Source organism: Halopiger xanaduensis SH-6 (assembly GCF_000217715.1).
Lineage (GTDB): Archaea > Halobacteriota > Halobacteria > Halobacteriales > Natrialbaceae > Halopiger > Halopiger xanaduensis.
In genome coordinates, this window is sequence record NC_015666.1 from 1,804,457 (window position 1) to 1,821,630 (window position 17,174).

18 protein-coding genes are annotated in these 17,174 nt (G+C 66.7%); 13 read left to right on the top strand and 5 right to left on the bottom strand.

Features of this window, described 5'->3' with window-relative positions; genetic code table 11:
- The first annotated feature begins 172 nt into the window (after window positions 1-172).
- From HALXA_RS08810 to HALXA_RS08835, 6 genes are all read left to right on the top strand, one after another.
- Window positions 173-1,519 (top strand): cytochrome P450, encoded by a 1,347-nt coding sequence (locus tag HALXA_RS08810; RefSeq protein WP_013879989.1) that lies wholly within the window; start codon window positions 173-175, stop codon window positions 1,517-1,519.
- Between the two features lie 78 nt (window positions 1,520-1,597).
- Window positions 1,598-1,810 carry a hypothetical protein gene (locus tag HALXA_RS08815; protein WP_013879990.1) on the top strand — a complete coding sequence of 71 codons (213 nt, stop codon included), beginning with the start codon at window positions 1,598-1,600 and terminating at the stop codon, window positions 1,808-1,810.
- Complete coding sequence (locus tag HALXA_RS08820) at window positions 1,797-2,168, top strand: type II toxin-antitoxin system VapC family toxin (protein ID WP_013879991.1); 372 nt, start codon at window positions 1,797-1,799, stop codon at window positions 2,166-2,168. The genes HALXA_RS08815 and HALXA_RS08820 overlap by 14 nt, the downstream gene beginning before the upstream one ends.
- Before the next feature lie 117 nt (window positions 2,169-2,285).
- A complete protein-coding gene (aspS, locus tag HALXA_RS08825; protein WP_013879992.1) occupies window positions 2,286-3,590 on the top strand; it encodes an aspartate--tRNA(Asn) ligase in 1,305 nt (434 codons plus the stop codon).
- Between the two features lie 310 nt (window positions 3,591-3,900).
- Window positions 3,901-5,136 (top strand): cation:proton antiporter, encoded by a 1,236-nt coding sequence (locus HALXA_RS08830; RefSeq protein ID WP_013879993.1) that lies wholly within the window; start codon window positions 3,901-3,903, stop codon window positions 5,134-5,136.
- A gap of 89 nt (window positions 5,137-5,225) precedes the next feature.
- Window positions 5,226-5,681, top strand: a complete 456-nt coding sequence (locus tag HALXA_RS08835; protein ID WP_013879994.1) for a universal stress protein — start codon at window positions 5,226-5,228, stop codon at window positions 5,679-5,681.
- Window positions 5,682-5,727: 46 nt separating this feature from the next.
- On the opposite strand, the gene HALXA_RS08840 is transcribed toward HALXA_RS08835, so the two are convergent.
- Complete coding sequence (locus HALXA_RS08840) at window positions 5,728-6,108, bottom strand: DUF7576 family protein (RefSeq protein ID WP_049895268.1); 381 nt, start codon at window positions 6,106-6,108, stop codon at window positions 5,728-5,730.
- Window positions 6,109-6,270: 162 nt separating this feature from the next.
- On the opposite strand from HALXA_RS08840, the gene HALXA_RS08845 reads away from it, so the two are divergent.
- From HALXA_RS08845 to HALXA_RS08855, 3 genes are all read left to right on the top strand, one after another.
- Window positions 6,271-7,104, top strand: a complete 834-nt coding sequence (locus HALXA_RS08845) for a pantoate kinase (RefSeq protein WP_013879996.1) — start codon at window positions 6,271-6,273, stop codon at window positions 7,102-7,104.
- 269 nt (window positions 7,105-7,373) lie between these two features.
- A complete protein-coding gene (locus HALXA_RS08850) occupies window positions 7,374-10,331 on the top strand; it encodes a YegP family protein (protein ID WP_013879997.1) in 2,958 nt (985 codons plus the stop codon).
- A gap of 77 nt (window positions 10,332-10,408) precedes the next feature.
- Complete coding sequence (locus tag HALXA_RS08855) at window positions 10,409-11,185, top strand: 4-phosphopantoate--beta-alanine ligase (protein ID WP_013879998.1); 777 nt, start codon at window positions 10,409-10,411, stop codon at window positions 11,183-11,185.
- 52 nt (window positions 11,186-11,237) lie between these two features.
- Here HALXA_RS08855 and HALXA_RS08860 read toward each other — a convergent pair whose 3' ends face one another.
- Entirely contained in the window at window positions 11,238-12,230 is a 993-nt protein-coding gene (locus HALXA_RS08860) for an arsenic resistance protein (protein ID WP_013879999.1), read from the bottom strand.
- 256 nt (window positions 12,231-12,486) lie between these two features.
- A complete protein-coding gene (locus HALXA_RS08865; RefSeq protein ID WP_013880000.1) occupies window positions 12,487-13,131 on the bottom strand; it encodes a hypothetical protein in 645 nt (214 codons plus the stop codon).
- A 120-nt stretch (window positions 13,132-13,251) separates the two neighbouring features.
- Between HALXA_RS08865 and HALXA_RS08870 the strand changes: the two genes are divergently transcribed.
- Window positions 13,252-13,446 (top strand): hypothetical protein, encoded by a 195-nt coding sequence (locus tag HALXA_RS08870; protein WP_013880001.1) that lies wholly within the window; start codon window positions 13,252-13,254, stop codon window positions 13,444-13,446.
- Between the two features lie 86 nt (window positions 13,447-13,532).
- Window positions 13,533-14,519, top strand: a complete 987-nt coding sequence (locus tag HALXA_RS08875; RefSeq protein ID WP_013880002.1) for a tyrosine--tRNA ligase — start codon at window positions 13,533-13,535, stop codon at window positions 14,517-14,519.
- Window positions 14,520-14,525: 6 nt separating this feature from the next.
- Here HALXA_RS08875 and HALXA_RS22060 read toward each other — a convergent pair whose 3' ends face one another.
- Entirely contained in the window at window positions 14,526-14,696 is a 171-nt protein-coding gene (locus HALXA_RS22060) for a hypothetical protein (protein WP_013880003.1), read from the bottom strand.
- A gap of 220 nt (window positions 14,697-14,916) precedes the next feature.
- Here HALXA_RS22060 and HALXA_RS08880 point away from each other — a divergent pair, with 220 nt between their 5' ends.
- Both HALXA_RS08880 and HALXA_RS08885 read left to right on the top strand, forming a co-directional pair.
- Window positions 14,917-15,564 carry a DUF305 domain-containing protein gene (locus HALXA_RS08880; RefSeq protein ID WP_013880004.1) on the top strand — a complete coding sequence of 216 codons (648 nt, stop codon included), beginning with the start codon at window positions 14,917-14,919 and terminating at the stop codon, window positions 15,562-15,564.
- Window positions 15,565-15,690: 126 nt separating this feature from the next.
- Complete coding sequence (locus tag HALXA_RS08885; protein ID WP_013880005.1) at window positions 15,691-16,632, top strand: biotin--[acetyl-CoA-carboxylase] ligase; 942 nt, start codon at window positions 15,691-15,693, stop codon at window positions 16,630-16,632.
- A 155-nt stretch (window positions 16,633-16,787) separates the two neighbouring features.
- Here the strand turns inward: HALXA_RS08885 and HALXA_RS08890 are convergent, their stop codons facing one another.
- Complete coding sequence (locus HALXA_RS08890; RefSeq protein WP_013880006.1) at window positions 16,788-17,147, bottom strand: DUF7344 domain-containing protein; 360 nt, start codon at window positions 17,145-17,147, stop codon at window positions 16,788-16,790.
- Between the last annotated feature and the right edge of the window lie 27 nt (window positions 17,148-17,174).

Sequence of the window (17,174 nt, forward strand, 5' to 3'; positions counted from 1 at the left end):
CCTCCCAGCCTGCGAATAGTCGACTCGCGTCCGGAGCGCTCGAATCGATTTCGCGTCGCTCTTCGCGCGGATCGATCGCGGAGTCTCATACCGGCCCTATCGACCAACTACTTAAATACACCTAGCATAGTCGGGTATAGACGAACGGATTCGGGGTTCGTTTTATTCGGTGATGAGTAGCGACGTCCCCGCGATCACTGACGAGCGTCCGGACGGTCCCGACGGGTTACCGATCGTCGGCAACCAGCTGGCCTTTCTCCGCGATCCGTACGGGTTCATGACCCGGACAGCACGCGAGTACGGCGACATCGCCTACTGGGAGGACCCCGGCGGCCCAGTCTTCCAACTGAACCATCCCGAGTACATCGAGCAGGTGCTCGTCCAGAACAACCAGAACTACGTCAAGGGGGACCGATTCCAGCAGACCCTCGGGCCGCTCACGGGCAACGGCATCCTGAACAGCGAGGGCGCCGTCTGGCGGCGCAACCGCCACCTGATCCAGCCGGCGTTTCACCCCGACCGAATCCGGGAGTACGCGACGATGATGACCGATTTCGCCGAAGACGCCCTCGCCGACTGGGAGGACGGCCAGACCCGGCACGTCCACGAGGACATGATGGAGGTCACGCTGAAGATCGTCGCCCGGGCGCTGTTCGGGACGGACATCGACGAGCACGTCGACACCGTCGGCTCGGCGCTCGAGGAGTTCATGGAGGCCACCGAGAGTCTCGCGAACTTCGTGCTCCCGCCGCAGGTGCCGACGCCGGCGCGGCGACGCATCGAGCGCGCCCGTGAGAACCTCGACGAAGTCGTCTATCAGCTGATCGAACAGCGACGCGCGAACCCCACCGACCGCGACGTCATCTCGAAGCTGCTCGAGGTGACCGACGAGGAGGGCGAGGCGATGTCGACCGAGCAGATCCGCGACGAGGTCGTGACGCTCCTGCTGGCCGGCCACGAGACGACGGCGCTGTCGCTGACGCTCACCTTCTACGTGCTGGCGAAGAATCCGAGCGTCGAGGAGACCCTCGTCGCCGAACTCGAGGACGTCCTCGGTGACGACGCGCCGACGATGGACGACCTGTCGGAACTGACCTACACCGAGAAGGTCGTCAAGGAATCGATGCGACTCTACCCGCCGGTGCCGGGGATCATCCGCGAGGCGGTCAAACCCGACGTCATCGGCGGGTACGAGATTCCCGCCGGCGCGTCGGTGCGGATGCACCAGTGGGTCGTCCACCGCGACCCGCGGTGGTACGACGACCCGCTCGCCTTCCATCCCGAGCGCTGGACCGACGAGATGGAATCGGACCTGCCGAAGCTCGCGTACTTCCCGTTCGCGGCCGGGCCGCGACGGTGTATCGGCGACCGGTTCGCGATGCTCGAGGCGCGGCTCATCCTCGCGACGGTCTACCGGGACTACCACCTCGAGCTCGAGCCCGGCACGGACCTCGACCTGCGGGCGACGATCACCGCGCGGCCGAAACACGAGATTCCGATGACGGTCCGCGAGCGGTAGTCGCGGCCGCCTCGAGGTCGTCCATTCGCCGACCGCCGTCCAACCTTTATAACCGGGGCATTCGTACCACGGGCACAGATGGGGACCAACACGGAGTCAGCCGACGACGAGAATCCACTTCACGACCTCGTCGAGTTCGTCGACGCGGACGAACTCGAGGCGGTTCGCGCACAGCTGTCGGCGTTTCGCGCGGAGATGAACGGGCAACTGGACGAGGCCGAGCGCTTTCGCAACTCGAACGGCGAACTCGACAGGGAACAGTTTCTGGAGGGCGACGATGGTGCTGCTTGACGAGACCGTCGTCGTCGACCTCATGGCGGGCAATGAGGACGCCGTCGCGGCGCTCGAGGATATCGACTGGCGCGACGCCGCGGTCTCGGAGCTGACGGTGGCCCAGATTCGAGAGGGACTGCCCGAATCGAAACAAACCGAGTTCGACGCGATCGTCGAGCGACTCGAGGTGCTGCCGTACGACTTCCCGACTGGCCGGACGGCGGTCGACGAGCACAAGCGCCTGCACGGCGAGGATATCCCGATCGACGCGGTCGACGCGATGATCGCCGGAACGGCAATCGAAGCCGACGAGCCCGTTCTTACGCGGAAGCCGTCGGTCTTCGAGCCGACGGAGGCGGACGTCCGGACGTACTGATCTCGTTGATCCCGTTGTTCTCCGTCCGATTCGTGCCGTCCCGTATCGCCCTGCGTCCGCTCGCCACGGCGGCCCCGAACGATTGCGCTTAAGTTGCGCCTGCGTGAATCGGTGTGTATGCAGGACAGAACCTACACTGCCGACGCCGAACCGGGCGACGAGGTCACCGTCGCCGGGTGGGTCCACGAGATCCGCGACCTCGGCGGCATCGCCTTCCTGATTCTCCGCGATACGACTGGCAAGATCCAGATCAAGTTCGAGAAGGAGGAGATGGACGACGACCTCGTCGAGACCGGACTCGACGTCTCCCGCGAGAGCGTCATCAAGGTCTCCGGCGGCGTCGAGGAGGAGCCGCGCGCGCCGACGGGCGTCGAGGTCACGCCCGAGTCGCTCGAGGTCGTCGCGCCGGCCGACCCCGAACTGCCGCTCGACCCCTCCGGGAAGGTCGACGCCGACCTCTCGACCCGACTCGATAACCGCACCCTCGACCTGCGCAAGGACGACGTCCAGTCGATCTTCGAGATCCGTTCGGGCGTGCTGAACGCGGTTCGCGACCAGTTCCGCGAGTTCGACTGTACGGAGATCAACACGCCGAAGATCGTCGCCACCGGGACCGAGGGCGGCACGGAACTGTTCCCGATCACCTACTTCGGCGAGGAAGCGTTCATGAACCAGTCGCCCCAGCTGTTCAAGCAGCTGATCGCCGGCTCCAACGTCGAGCGCGTCTTCGAGATCGGCCCGATCTTCCGCGCCGAGGAGCACAACACGCCGCGACACTTGAACGAGGCGACCTCGATCGACTTCGAGGGGGCGTTCTGCGACCACGAGGACGCCATGGACGTCGCCGAGGGCATCGTCAAGTCCGCCTACGAAGCGGTTCAGGAGAACTTCGGCGACGAACTCGAGGCGCTCGGCATCGCCGACGAGTTCGAGGTGCCCGAGGGCGACTTCCCGCGCATCAGCTACGAGGAGGCCATCGAGCGCATCAACGCGACGGGCGAACTCGACGAGCAGCTCGTCTGGGGCGACGACCTCTCGACGCCGGCCGAGGAGGCGCTCGGGCAGGACGTCGGCGGCCACTACTTCATCACGGACTGGCCCAGCGAGATCAAGCCGTTCTACATCAAGGACCACGACGACGACCCCGAACTCTCGACCGGCTTCGACCTCATGCACCCGCGCATGGAACTGGTCTCGGGCGGCCAGCGCGAGCACCGCCACGAGAAGCTCATCGAGGGCTTCGAGCAGCAGGGGCTGGACCCCGACCAGTTCGAGTACTACACGAAGATGTTCAAGTACGGCATGCCGCCTCACGCCGGCTTCGGCCTCGGCGGCGAGCGCCTGCTGATGACGCTGCTCAATCTCGATAACATCCGAGAGGCTGTGCTGTTCCCGCGAGACCGTCAGCGTCTGTCGCCGTAAGGCGACGACGCAACCGTCGACCGGGAGCCAGAGAGACGAGCGGAGCGAGTCTCTCGCTGTTCCCGCGAGATCGTCAGCGTCTGAGTCCGTAAACGAAGACGCTGAGAGCCAGCGAGACGACCGAAGGGAGTCTCGCCGGACTGACAGCGGCTGTCTCCGTAACTGATAGCAACGTAGCCGCGAATCGGGACCACTGAAATCGTTTTTTGACGCCGCCCTCGAGGACGGTCACCAGTCGAGGAGCCCGGATTCGAGTGCTGTTTGTATTGCAACCCGAGGATACTTTCCGCGAGTCGTCGCAGACGCGTCCGTGTCCCTCTACGAGACCGCGCTGGTGATCGTCGGCGTCGCCGTCTTAGGGACGGTCGCGCTCCCGCGGCTGCTCGACAATCGCCCGGTCTCGTTTCCCATCGTCTACGTCGCGTTCGGCATCGTCGTCTTCTCGCTCCCGCTCGAGTTGCCCGCGCCAGATCCGCTCGCACACGGGACTATCGCGGAGCACCTGACCGAGATCGGCGTCATCGTCGCGCTGATGGGGGCGGGGTTGAAGATCGACCGGCCGCCGGGGTTCAAGCGCTGGAAGACGGCGTGGCGACTCCTCGGGATCACGATGCCGCTGACGATCGCCGCCGCGGCGGTGCTTGGCTGGTGGGCCGTCGGGCTGTCGATTCCGACGGCGGTGTTGCTCGGCGCGGTCATCGCGCCGACGGACCCGGTGCTGGCCGCCGACGTCCAGGTCGATCCGCCCCAGAAGGGCGAGAGCGACGAGGTTCGGTTCGCGCTCACCTCCGAAGCCGGGCTCAACGACGGCCTCGCGTTCCCGTTCACGTACCTCGCGATCGCGATGGCGACGGCCGGCGTCGCGCCCGATAACTGGCTCCTCGAGTGGCTCGCGGTGGACGTCGTCTACAAGATCGTCGTCGGAGTCGCGGTCGGGTGGGTGTTCGGCTACGCCCTCGCGAAGTTCGTCTTCCAGTACCCCGCGAGCACCCAGCTCGCGAAGGCGATGGGCGGCGCCGAGGCGCTCGCGGCGACGCTGATCGCCTACGGCCTGACCGAACTGGCGGGCGGCTACGGGTTTATCGCCGTCTTCGTCGCCGCGGTCGCCATCCGCGGCTTCGAGCGCGATCACGAGTACCACCAGGAACTCCACGACTTCGCCGAGGTCGTCGAGCGCCTCGTCGTCGCCGCGTTGCTCGTACTGTTCGGCGGCGCGATCGCGACGGGGCTGTTCGCGCCGCTCACGTGGCGGGCCGCGCTCCTCGGGCTCGCATTGGTTCTGCTCGTACGTCCGCTCGCGGGCCTGCTCGGACTCGTCGGGTATCCGCCGGAGCGAAACGCCATCGCCTTCTTCGGCATTCGAGGGATCGGCTCGTTCTACTACCTCGCCTACGGCGTGAACAACGCGGAATTCGACAGCTCGGGCATCGTCTGGTCGATCGTCGGCTTCGCCGTCCTCGTCTCGATCGTCGTCCACGGCGTCACCGCCGCGCCGGTGATGGCCGATCTCCGCCGGGAGATGCCCGCGCCGGAAGCGACGGAGTGAGCGGCCGATCCGGCCCGCACGTTCGGACGTATCACACGTTTCGTGTGACGGCCCAACCCCTACGGCGGGACCCTCCTTACGCTCGCCAGATGTACGACGAGATTCTCGTTCCGACCGACGGCAGTCCCGGCGCCGAGTCGGCGATCGACCACGCCCTCCACATCGCTCGCCAGAACGACGCGACGCTCCACCCGCTGTACGTCGTCGACCCCGCCGATATGGGCGATCTCGGCGACGAACCGGCCGAGCTACGCGCCCAGTGCAGCGAGGTGACCCAGCCCGTCCTCGAGGCGGCCCAAGAGGCCGGTCTAAAGGCCGAACAGCACGTGCTCGAGGGGACGCCGAACGAGCGGATCGTCGAGTACGCCGACGGCGCGCCGATCGATCTCATCGTGATGGGGACCCACGGCAAGAGCGGGCTGAGCCGGGTTTTACTCGGGAGCACGGCTGAGCGGGTCGTCCGGAACGCACCGGTGCCAGTGTTGACGATTCAGCACGGGAGCGAAGGTGAGGCCGGAGTCGGCAACGAAACCGAGGCGGCGTAGACGGCGAGACGGCGACAACTCGAGAGCGAGAACCGGCGATCGGAATTCAGCGACAGTACGACCAGTCGCGGGGCGCTTGCTGTGCGTCCGTTTCCGCTGCCGACGACTGCGATCCCGTCGGCGGCTCGTCCGGGAGACACGTCTCGCTACAGTAGTGGGCCTCGAGCGTCGCCGTCGCCGTCTCGACGACCCAACTGAGTCGGCGCTCGCGCGGACCGATCGTCGCGCCGCAGGTCCGACACTGATCCGCAGCCGCAGCGAGTTCGAGCGGCCCGTCGGCGGCTTCCTCACCGGCGGTCGCCGACGCGTCGCCGTCGCTCGCGTCGACGGCACCGCGGCGCTCGAGTCGATCGGTACTCGCCGCGGATCGGGCGGCATCGCTCTCCAGCGAGGTCGATGTCGACGTGGAATCGGGCTTTCGGGTCACATTCCGCATTCACCGAACGAACACAAATAGGGAACCGTGATATTCACTCACTGATGACGTTCAGGGAGCGGAACAGTCACCCGGTGGGCCTCGAGTCCGCGCCTCGAACGGCGGACGCGAAAAATCTTCAACGTTATACCGCTCGGACCGAAATCATGGGTAATGCGCGACGAGGCGACGGCGTTCGTTCCGGGCCACATCACCGGTTTCTTCAGCGCCCATCCGGACGAAGATCCGACGAAAGCCGGCTCGCGAGGCGCCGGCCTGACGCTCACCGACGGCGTCGAGGTGACGGTCGAACCCGCAGCGGGTTCGGAGCCGACGGTCGTCCTCGAGGGTGAGGAAATCGAGGTCGAACCAGTAACCACCGTCCTCGAGACGCTCGACGCGCCCGCGCGGGTCGAGGCGACCTCGGACCTGCCGCTGGGCGCCGGCTTCGGCGTCTCCGGGGCGCTGGCGCTGGGGACCGCGCTCGCGGCGAACCGCGTTTTCGACCGGAAGCTCTCGATGAACGAACTCGTGACGATCGCTCACGGCGCCGAAGTACAGGCGGGAACCGGACTGGGGGACGTAGTTGCGCAGGCCCGCGGCGGCGTCCCGATCCGACTCGAGCCGGGCGGTCCGCAGGACAACAAACTCGATTCGATTCCCGCGCGCGCTCGAGTGGAGTACGTCTCCTTCGGGGAACTGTCGACGGCCGACGTCCTCTCGGGCGATACCGAGCAGTTGACCGAGGCCGGTACGGAGGCGCTGTCGCGGGTGGTCGAGGAGCCGACCCTGCTATCCTTCATGTACGCGTCGCGGCTGTTCGCGCGCGAAGCCGAGTTGTTGACCGAGCGCGTGAGCGAAACGATCGGCGACGTGGCGGCCGTCGACGGCCAGGCGTCGATGGCCATGCTCGGCGAAACCGTCTTCGCGCTCGGGACGGGGCTCTCGGACGCCGGGTACGAGCCGTCCGTCTGTGCGACCCATCCGGCGGGCGCGATGCTGAAGTAGGCCACCCGGCGCTCGTCGCGGGACAGCTGCAGCCACTCGCTGGCACCCTGACGAGTTCGACCGGTCCGCTGACGGTTTTCGGGGGACCGAACCGAGGTCCCCGTTCTGTCGGCACTCCGTTACGTCTGTGCCGTCCAATTATCAAATCTGGGAATTTAGCCGACTAACGCGTTCTCGAGGCTGAATGCGTGCAAGAATATCCGTAATAAATCGAACAATTGGCCGAAGCTTTATTATAATACGTTCGAGTTATGTACTCGAATTTACGAATGTCATTCAGCAGTGAACTTCACCGGAGCCTGTTTCGGCTGTACGAGCACTACGTCGGGGAACCGGATTCGGGAAAGGACGTCTACGGCTACTGGCTGTTCATTCTCGGGTACATCATCGGAGCGGCCGGCGTCGTGGCGTTCGTCGTCGGCTACGCCGGCAGTTTCGGCGAAGAACCGATAATCCGGGTCACCGGCGTCACGTCGGCGGCGGGACTGGCGATCTGTCTGTTCGGGATCGGACTCATGTTGCCGGTGCGCAGGCGCGGCATTCAGGCCAGCGTCGTCGGACTGTTCGTCGCTCTCGTCGGCGTCGCGGCGTTCGGCGTCGTCTACCCGAACAACTGGCGCCACCTCGGGATGGGGCTCGACGTCGAAGTCATCAGCGTCTACACGACGGGCATCGCGATCATCACCGGCGTAACGGCGCTCGTCCCCGTGCTCACCGGGCAGAAGGGGCTGTTCGTCGAGGAGGAAGGGACGACCGAAGACCCGCCGATTCTCACCGGCGACGCGCTCGAGGACGCGCAGTTCGCCGTCTTCCGCGACGAGCAGGGCGACTGGAAGTGGAACGTCCTGCACCGGGAGGCGCTGGCGACGAGCGAGGGCAGCGCCGCGACCCGCCCGGACGCTCGAGAGGGGATCGAACGCGTCAAGTCCCAGATCAGCTCCGCGGGGCTGCTGGAACTGACGACGTCGGCGTTCCGACTCTACGAGGACCGCGACGGCACCTGGCAGTGGACGCTCGCGCGCGAGGACGGTAGCGTCGTGGGTACCTGCGACCGCGAGTTCGACGACCGCGACGGCGCCGAGGAGTCCGTCAGCTTCCTCAAAGACCGCGGGCCCGAGGCGGACATCATCGAAATCGAGGGGGCCGCGTTCACCTACACCGAGGAACGGGACCGGTGGTACTGGCAACTGGTCGACGACGAGCACGCGGTGCTGGCGACGAGCGACCGCGGCCACGACGATCAGGCGAGCGCCGAGGAAGCCGCCCGTACGTTCGCCGAACGGTTCGAACAGGCGCGCGTACTGGACGTCGAGCACTTCGGCGTCGAACTCCGCGAAGCCGAGACCGGCGACGGCTGGACGTGGCGCTTCGTCGACGAGACGGATACCGTCATCGCGACCGCAGCGGACACCGCCGAGACGCGCCGCGGGGCCGAGGAAGCCGCCGAAACGCTGCTCGCCGAACTCAGTTCGGCGTCCGTGACGGTGTCCGGCGACCCCACCTACGAACAGTACACGTCCGACGAGGAGTGGGAATGGCGGCTCGTCGACGAGTCCGAGCACGTCGTCGCCCGCGGTCCCGAAAGCTACGCCGACCACGGGGAGACGACCCGGGAAACCGAACAGTTCGCCGAGAACGCCCGCGACGCCGACGTCGTCGAAATCGACGATGCGGCCTACGAAGTGTATCCCGCCTCGGAGCTGCCGACGACGCCGTCGTCGTCCGACGGCGACGATCTGCCGGTCCTCGAGGAGCCGACGGCGACCGACGGCGGAACGGCGACTGCGGACGGCGCCGATCCCGACGGCGCCGGCCCCGCGACGCAGGACTGGCACTGGCGGCTCGTCACCGACGACCGCGAGGTCGTCGCCGCGAGCACCGAACCCCACGCCGACGCCGAAACCGCGACGGCGGCGATCGAACGGGTCCGCGAACAGGCCAGCGAGGCCGACCTCATCGAGTTCGAGGAGGCGGCCTTCCAGGTCTACGAGGCCGACTCCGGCGAGTGGCGCTGGCGGCTGATCGACGAGGACGGCAACGTCCTCGCGGACAGCGGCGAGGAGCACGCGAGCCGCAGCGAGGCCGCCGAGGCCATGATGACGCTGAAGGAGCAGGCCCCCGACGCCGAACTCCTCGAGATCGAGACCGCCGCCTTCGAGCTGTTCGTCGACGAGAACGACGAGTGGGGCTGGCGGCTCATCGACGAAGGCGGCAAACTCGTCGCCGAGGATCCGGCGACGCACCCGACCCGCGACGCCGCTCGCGACGCGATGAACCGCCTGCTCGAGCACCTCGAGTCCGAGGTGCGGACGATGGACGACGCGATCTTCCAGCCCTACGCCGACGAGGAGTGGCACTGGCGGTTCGTGCTGCCGTCGGGTGACACGGTCGCGGTCGACGCCGACGGTGCGGCGACGCGAGACGAACTCCGCGATCGGCTGGAAAGCGTCCGCGACGCCGCCGCGTCGGCCCAGCGCTGTACGATCGGCGACGTGACGGTGCAACTCTACGACGCCGGCACCGACGACTGGAGCTGGCGGCTGCTCGATCGCGACCGCGAGGAACTCGCGGACGCGACGGTCACCTACGAGGGCCGCGAGACCGCGCTCGGCCGCGTCTCCGCGCTCACCGAACGCGCGGATGCAGCGCCGATCTTCGCGATCGAGGACGCGGTGATCCGCGTCCAGCGCGACGCCAGCGGCGACGAGGCGGCCAGCGGGGCCAAAACCGACGCCTGGCGCTGGGATCTCGTCGACGCGGATCGAGACGTGCTCGCGAGTGCAGCCGGCGCCGCGCCGACGAAGGACGAACTGCTGTCGACGGTCGAGGAGGTCAAACAACTCGCGCCGATGGCCGGCCGCGTCGACTTCGACGTTGCCTCGTTCGAACTCGTCGCCGACGAGGACGACCGCTGGTCCTGGCGGCTGCTCGACGAGGACGGCCGGCCGGTCGCGACCGGCACCGAGACCTACGAGTCGAACGCGGCCGCCCGCAAGGGACTCGAGCAGGTGCGCGATCTGATCGAGGCCGCGAGCATCCTCGAGATCGACAGCGTCTCCTTCGAGCTGCACCGGGACGAGGACGGCTGGGTGTGGCGGCTGGTCGACGAGTACGGCTCGCGGATGGCCGAGAGCACGCAGACCTACGAGAGCCGGACGGCGGCCCGCGAGGCGATGAACGACGTGAAGTCCCACGCGCCGGACGGGTGGATTACCTTCACGGAGTAGACGGTTCAAGCGGAGCGATTCGAACCGGAAACGGATAATCAGTCGACTTTTTTAGCAGCCGACCCGAGACACCGGCCGTGAGCGACTACGACACCGTCTCGGCCGACGTCGACGAGGAGGAGGAGATTCCGGAGGACCACCCGCGGTACCAGGACCTGCTCACCCGTCACCGGATCGAGAAGGGCGTCGAGAAGGGGATTACGCACCTGCAGGGGATGCACGCCGAGGGGCGGGGTAGCGCCTTCGACTACCTGCTCGGCGAGGAAACCATTCCCAGCGCCGACGAGGCCGAACGCGCCGCCGCCGCGCACCTGCTGCTTGCCGAAAAGCCGGTGCTCTCGATCAACGGCAACGTCGCCGCCCTCGTGCCCGGCGAGATGGTCGACCTCGCCGACGCCACCGGCGCCGACCTCGAGGTCAACCTCTTCAACCGCACCGAGGAACGGCTCGAGGCCATCGCCGACCACCTCCGCGAGCACGGCGCCGAGGACGTGAAGGGACTCGAGGCCGACGCGCGCATCCCGAACCTCGACCACCAGCGCGCGAAGGTCGACGCCGAGGGCATCTACGCGGCCGACGTGGTCCTCGTGCCGCTCGAGGACGGCGACCGCGCGGAGGCGCTCGAGGCGATGGGCAAGACCGAAATCGTGATCGACCTCAACCCCCTGTCGCGTTCGCCGCAGGTCGCCGAGGTGCCGATCGTCGACAACATCATCCGCGCCGTGCCGAACATGACCGAGCACGCGCGGGAGCTGGCGGACGCCGACGAGTCGGAAGTGCGGGCGATCGTCGAGGCGTTCGACCGGGAGGCGGCGCTCGAGGCGGCCGAAGAGCGGATTCGGAACGGGCTGTAGAGCGGCCGCTGGGCGGTTCGATTCCGGACGAGACGGAAATTCCCTTCTTCTCCTACCGCTCGAGTAGGGTCGACGGCTCGAGCGGCCACCAGTTGCGGTTCCTGACGACAAGGTGAACTTGTGCGATCACGCCTAACAGCGGCAGCTCCAGCAGCGGGCCGATGACCAGCGCCAGCGGAATCAGCGGCTCGGCCGGGAAGGCGACGACCGCGATCGCCAGCGCGGTCGGCGAGTTCCGCGAGAGGATCGTGTTGTTGAAACAGACCATCTCGTCGTAGGAGAACGACAGGAGGCGGCCGACGCCGAAACCGACGGCGAGGTTGATCGCGTAGAAGCCGATCACGGGCACGGCGAGCAGCGCGAGGAGTTCCGGACGCTCGAGGACGACCTCGCCCTGCGAGGCGAACATCGCGCCGATGGCGAGACAGAGGCTGCCGATCTGCAGCGGACTCAGCTTCGGGAGGACGCGCCGTCGGAACCACTCCGTGCCGCGCCGGCGGAGCAGTACCCAGCGCACGCAGCCCGCCAGCGCGAGCGGCACGACCAACACGAGCGCGACGCTCTCGAGTAACACCTCGAGCGGGAGATCGACGAGCTCTCCGGCGAACAGGTAGAGGTAGACCGGCAGCAGGATCAGCTGGAGCACGAGGTTGTACGGCAACAGCGAGGTCGCCAGCGCCACGTTTCCGTCCGCGATGTCGGTGAAAATCAGGTACCAGTCGGTACAGGGCGTGACCAGCAGCATGAGCAGTCCGACCCAGAGCGCGGGGTGGTCGCGGAGAAAGACCGCGCCGAGGCCGAGCGCCAGCAGCGGATTCCAGACGAAGTTGACCAGCAGACTCGAGCCGACGACGCGGCGGTTACCGAAGGCTGCGCGCAACTGCGAGCGCGGAATTCCGGCGAACGCGGCGAACAGCATCACCATCAGAATCGGGAGGATCAGGGTGTCCGCGGCTGCGGGAACGCCGGGGAGTTGGCCGACGGCGAGGCCGCCGAGGATCGCCGCGAAGACGAGGACCGACTGGTACTTCTCGACGAGATCCATTCGGCGGAGGTTGGGGGACGACGGCCGTAAGCCTGCGGATCTGCAGGGGAACGGATCAAAGGGTCCGCTTCTCGAGTGAATTGGCGGATTATCGATCGTTAATGAACCGATTGCCGATATCACGAATCGTCCAGGAGTGGCGACTCACCGAGAGATACCACCACACTTCGGATCGAACTCGAACGGGAGACGAGTGACCGTAGCGAATTAGTAGTTATCGGCCTTTTCCGAGCCGAATTCGGCCGTTCGGCATTTCTCACCGCTCGACGATCGAAGCGGAGAGGTCGTCATCCCCAGTTCGGTCGATCTCGAGCGAGACGTCCTCGAGCAGAGGGACTCGGTTTTCGACCGTCGCGATCAGATCCTCGAGCCGGTAGTACGACAGTGAGAGGGTTTCGCTCGCGCGTCGAGAGAACGAACTGTCGATCTCGTAGGGGACCTCGGTGCCCGCGAGTTCGCCCCTGCCGTAGCTGGTGAGCCAGCGGCGGGCCAGTTGGACGCCGATCCGGGCGTCGTACCCGCGAGCGATGTAGTGTTTGTAGGGGTGGCGAATCCAGGAGTACTCCCAGTGGGCGTAGACGTCCACCCCGGTCCCGTCCTCCAGCGCGTGGAGCACGACGTGCAACTGGCCGTCGGCCAGCGGCGACGGCCGCCAGACCCACGATCCCTCCGAGGTGTTGCCGTCGACTCGCACCTTCAGGGAGGCGATCGGATTGCGGGAAAAGCCGACCTCGTCGAGGATCCTCTCGAGACGCGTTTCCGAGCAGTGGGCGGTCAGCGCGTACTCCGCGGCGGTGGTGTGGCTGACGGCGTAGCCGCCGAAGGAGCCCCGAAAGAGGTAGTGCAGTTGCGGGAGAAGGCTCCGCCGGACGGCGTTGACCAAGTCCTCCGAGTCGAGCATCGATCGGTCGCTACGCGAGTGGTTCAAATGAGCCTTCGGCAAGCAGCCACGGGCCGGTATCGATACCGGTACTGATGTCGGTGACAACAGTTATTCATATTCGGGCTGAACGAACCGACGATGCCATCGCTCGAGCCACCGTGTCTGCGATCGGAGCACGCGTCGAAAGGAGCCGCGAAGGGAGCGAAAGTCGGCGGCAAGGTCGGCGGACTCGCCGGACCGGCCGGCGGCGCGGTCGGCGCCGGCGTCGGCGCGGCGACCGGCTACCTCGCGGGGACGGCCCGCGATCGGGTCGACTCGCTGACGCCGTTCTGAGATCGTCGGCGCGAGTGTGCGACCGTCCGGTACACTACCAACGTTCACAAAGGCATAAATTCGTCCGCTGATTCCACTCAGACAGAATGGATACCTACGACCTGATCACCCGCAACGCCGAGGAGGTCGTGACCGACGAGGAGGTGCGCGAACTCGCCGCCGATCCCGAGGGCAAGCGCGCCTACGTCGGCTACGAGCCCTCCGGCGTACTCCACCTGGGGCACCTGCTGACGGCGAACAAGCTCATCGACCTCCAGGAGGCCGGCATGGAGGTCGTCGTCCTGCTCGCGGACGTCCACGCTTACCTCAACGACAAGGGCACGTTCGAGGAGATTCGCGACACCGCCGAGCAGATGAAGGCCCAGTTCATCGCCTACGGTCTCGAGGAGGACCAGACGGAGTTCGTCTACGGCTCGGAGTTCCAGCTCGACGAGGAGTACGTGCTCGACCTGCACGAACTCGAGGTGTCGACGACGCTCAACCGCGCCCAGCGCGCGATGGCCGAGATCCAGGGCGGCGAGACCGCGAAGGTCAGCCACGTCGTCTACCCGCTGATGCAGACCCTGGACATCGAGTACCTCGATCTGGACCTCGCCGTGGGCGGCCTCGACCAGCGGAAGGTCCACATGCTCGCCCGCGAGGAACTGCCCGAACTGGGCTACGACGTCCGACCGGCGCTGCACACGCCCATCGTCGCCGACCTCACCAGCGGCGAGGGCAAGATGTCCTCGAGCGGGGGCGTCACCATCTCGATGGAGGACTCCACCGACGAACTCGAGGAGAAGGTCAACTCCGCCTACTGTCCGCCGACCCGCGATCCGGAGGGCGACCTCGAGAATCCCGTCCTCGAACTCTTCGAGTACCACGTCTTCCCGCGCTTCGAGGAGATCACGGTCGAACGCCCAGAGAAGTACGGTGGCGACCTCACCTACGAGGCCTACGAGTCGCTCGCCGAGGACCTCGAGTCGGGCGAACTCCACCCCGCCGACGCCAAGGGAACGCTCGCGACCTACCTCGACGAACTGATCGCGTCGGGCCGCGAGAAGCTGCGCGAACTGCGAGCGGAAGAATAGTCGACGTTAGAATTCGACCGCGCCGATCCACTGTTCGTCGCCGCAGCGCCGGCACTCGACGGTCGTCTCGTACTCCCGGCACGGTTCGTGGAGTCCCCGGCCGCACGTCTCGCAGTACTGGAGTTCGTTCTCTTCGATGCGCTCGCCGCAGGTCGTACAGATCGTCCCGAGTTTCATGAGTGTGTCACCCCGTAGCAACCTCCGATCGAACCTCCGGGAACCACCGGCAAAAGCGTCCGGATCGGCCGGTCGAGGGACCGGTCGCCGGAGTGACCGGTCGAACGATCCGATCACGGCGAGCGCCGACGATCCGTACCACACCGTCGTTGGAACGTATCGCATCTCGTGGGACTGGATAGTATTATCCCCCGATTCGGTGGACGGGCAACCGCTGTTCATGTCCGACGACACGAATTCCGACGAGACGCACGACGCGACGCGACGGTCGGTCCTGCGGAACGGACCGCTCGCATCGGCCGGCCTCGCGCTCGGGCTGGCGGGAACGGCACCCGCCGCTGCCGACAGTAAGGGGACCCGATCGGCCGCGAGCGGGTCCGACCTGAACCTCGCCGACGTCACCTTCCTTCAGACGATGGCCTACCACCACCGCGGCGGCATCGAAGCCGCCCAGTTGGTGCCCGAGCGGACGGGCCACGACGCGCTGCGCGAGTTCTCCCAGACCGTGATTCGAAATCAGCGCCAGGGGATCGACCGGATCGAACGGATACTGACCGACGCCGGCCTCGAGCCGGGGCAGCTACTCGAGGTCGACCTCGACGCCGTCAGGGATCTCGTCACCTCGATCCCCGGTAACCTCCGACCGAACGAACTCGCGTACCTGCGCACGCTCGAGGGGACGGCGTTCGATCTGCGGTTCGTCGAGCGGTTCGCGAACCACCACAGCGGCGCGATCCAGCTCTCGCAGCTCGTACTGCAGGAGGGCCAATCTCCGGCGGTCGAGGAGATGGCGACCGACATCATCGACGCGCAGCGGGCCGATATCGTGCAGATGTACCGGTGGTACCTCGACTGGGCGTCGCAGTAGCACGCGGTCCGTCCTCCGGGCTGGCTGTCCACGGTGGGATCCGGGACTCGAGCGGGCCGCCGGCGCCGGCGACGTCGCAGCCGGTAATCCCGCCGATTCAAGTGCGCGCGCTCCCCTCCCACCCCTATGAACGAGACGCGACGAGCGATCCTCGAGGCGATCGCGGACGGGCCGGTCTCGGGACCCGACCTGGCCGCGTCGCTCGAGGTTTCGCGGGCGGCCGTCTGGAAGCACGTCGACGAGCTACGGGAGGCCGGCTTCGAGATCGACAGCGGCCCCGGCGGCTACGAACTTGCCACGGTTCCCGAGTTCGGCGGCGAAGCGGTCGAGTACGATCTCGAGGCGCCGTTTTCGGTCGAGTACCACGACGCGATCGGCAGTACGAACGACCGCGCGCGGGAACTGGCCGTCGAGGGCGCGTCGGACGTCGTCGTCCTCGCGGACGAGCAAACGGGCGGCCGCGGCCGCCTCGAGCGCGAGTGGGCGGCGCCGTCGGGCGGGATCTGGACGAGCGTCGTGAATCGGCCGGCGATTGCACCGGCCCGGGCACCGTTGTACACGCTCGCGGCGTCGGTGGCGACGGCGCGGGCGGCCCGCGAGGCGGGTGTCGACGCCCGGATCAAGTGGCCCAACGACGTTGTCGTTCCGGTCGGCGACGAGGGCGACTACCGGAAGCTCGCGGGAATTTTGACGGAGATGGAAGGCGAAACCGACCGCGTCGCGTGGCTCGTCGTCGGCATCGGCGTCAACGCGAATATCGACGCCGACTCTCTGCCGGAGGGCGCGACCAGCGTCCGCGACGAGGCGGGCGACGTGACTCGTCGGCGGTTCGTCCAGCGACTCCTCGAGGAGTTCGATGCGCTTCGATCGGATCTCGAGGCGGTCGTCCCCGCCTGGCGCGACCTCGCGCTGACGCTGGGCCAGCGCGTGCGGGTCGACCGGCCGGCGGGCGAGGTCGTCGGCGACGCCGTCGATATTACTGAAACGGGCGCGCTCGTACTCGAGACGGACGACGGTGAGCGCGCGACGGTGTCGGCGGGCGATTGCGAACACTTGCGACCCGTCTAACGGTAGGACGGATTCAGCACGGTCGGCGCGTTCTGTTCAGAACTGACCGTCCGAATCAGCCGTTACGTGCGACTGCAGACCGATCATTCCTTTTCGTTCGTGCGACGCTCCACCGCTCCGCTGCGGGTCGCGACTAAGCGAGGGACCGTCCGCGCTTACAGCTCGAGCGGAGCTTCAAACGCCGGATCGGCTTCGATGAGAGTCGACAGTTGCGGCTTGACCCGATCGAACTTCGCCGTCGGTTCGATAATCCCTTTTTCCGGCTCGTACTCGATGAGCCCCGCCTCCGTCATTTTCGGGAGGTGAACGTGATGGAGTGAAATCTGGATCTGCGCGAGGACATCGGTCGACACCTCGGTTATCGACGCCTGCGAGACGTGTTTTACCACTGTTTTCGTGAGATCGTTCACCGTGAGCGACCGTTGTTCGTCGATGAGAACGGCGAGGACTACTCGACGATGCCGATCTCGACACAACTCGAGCACCGTCTCGAAGTCGCCGGAGTCTCCACTCATTAGTGGGTAGAAGACGGCTGCTATTGT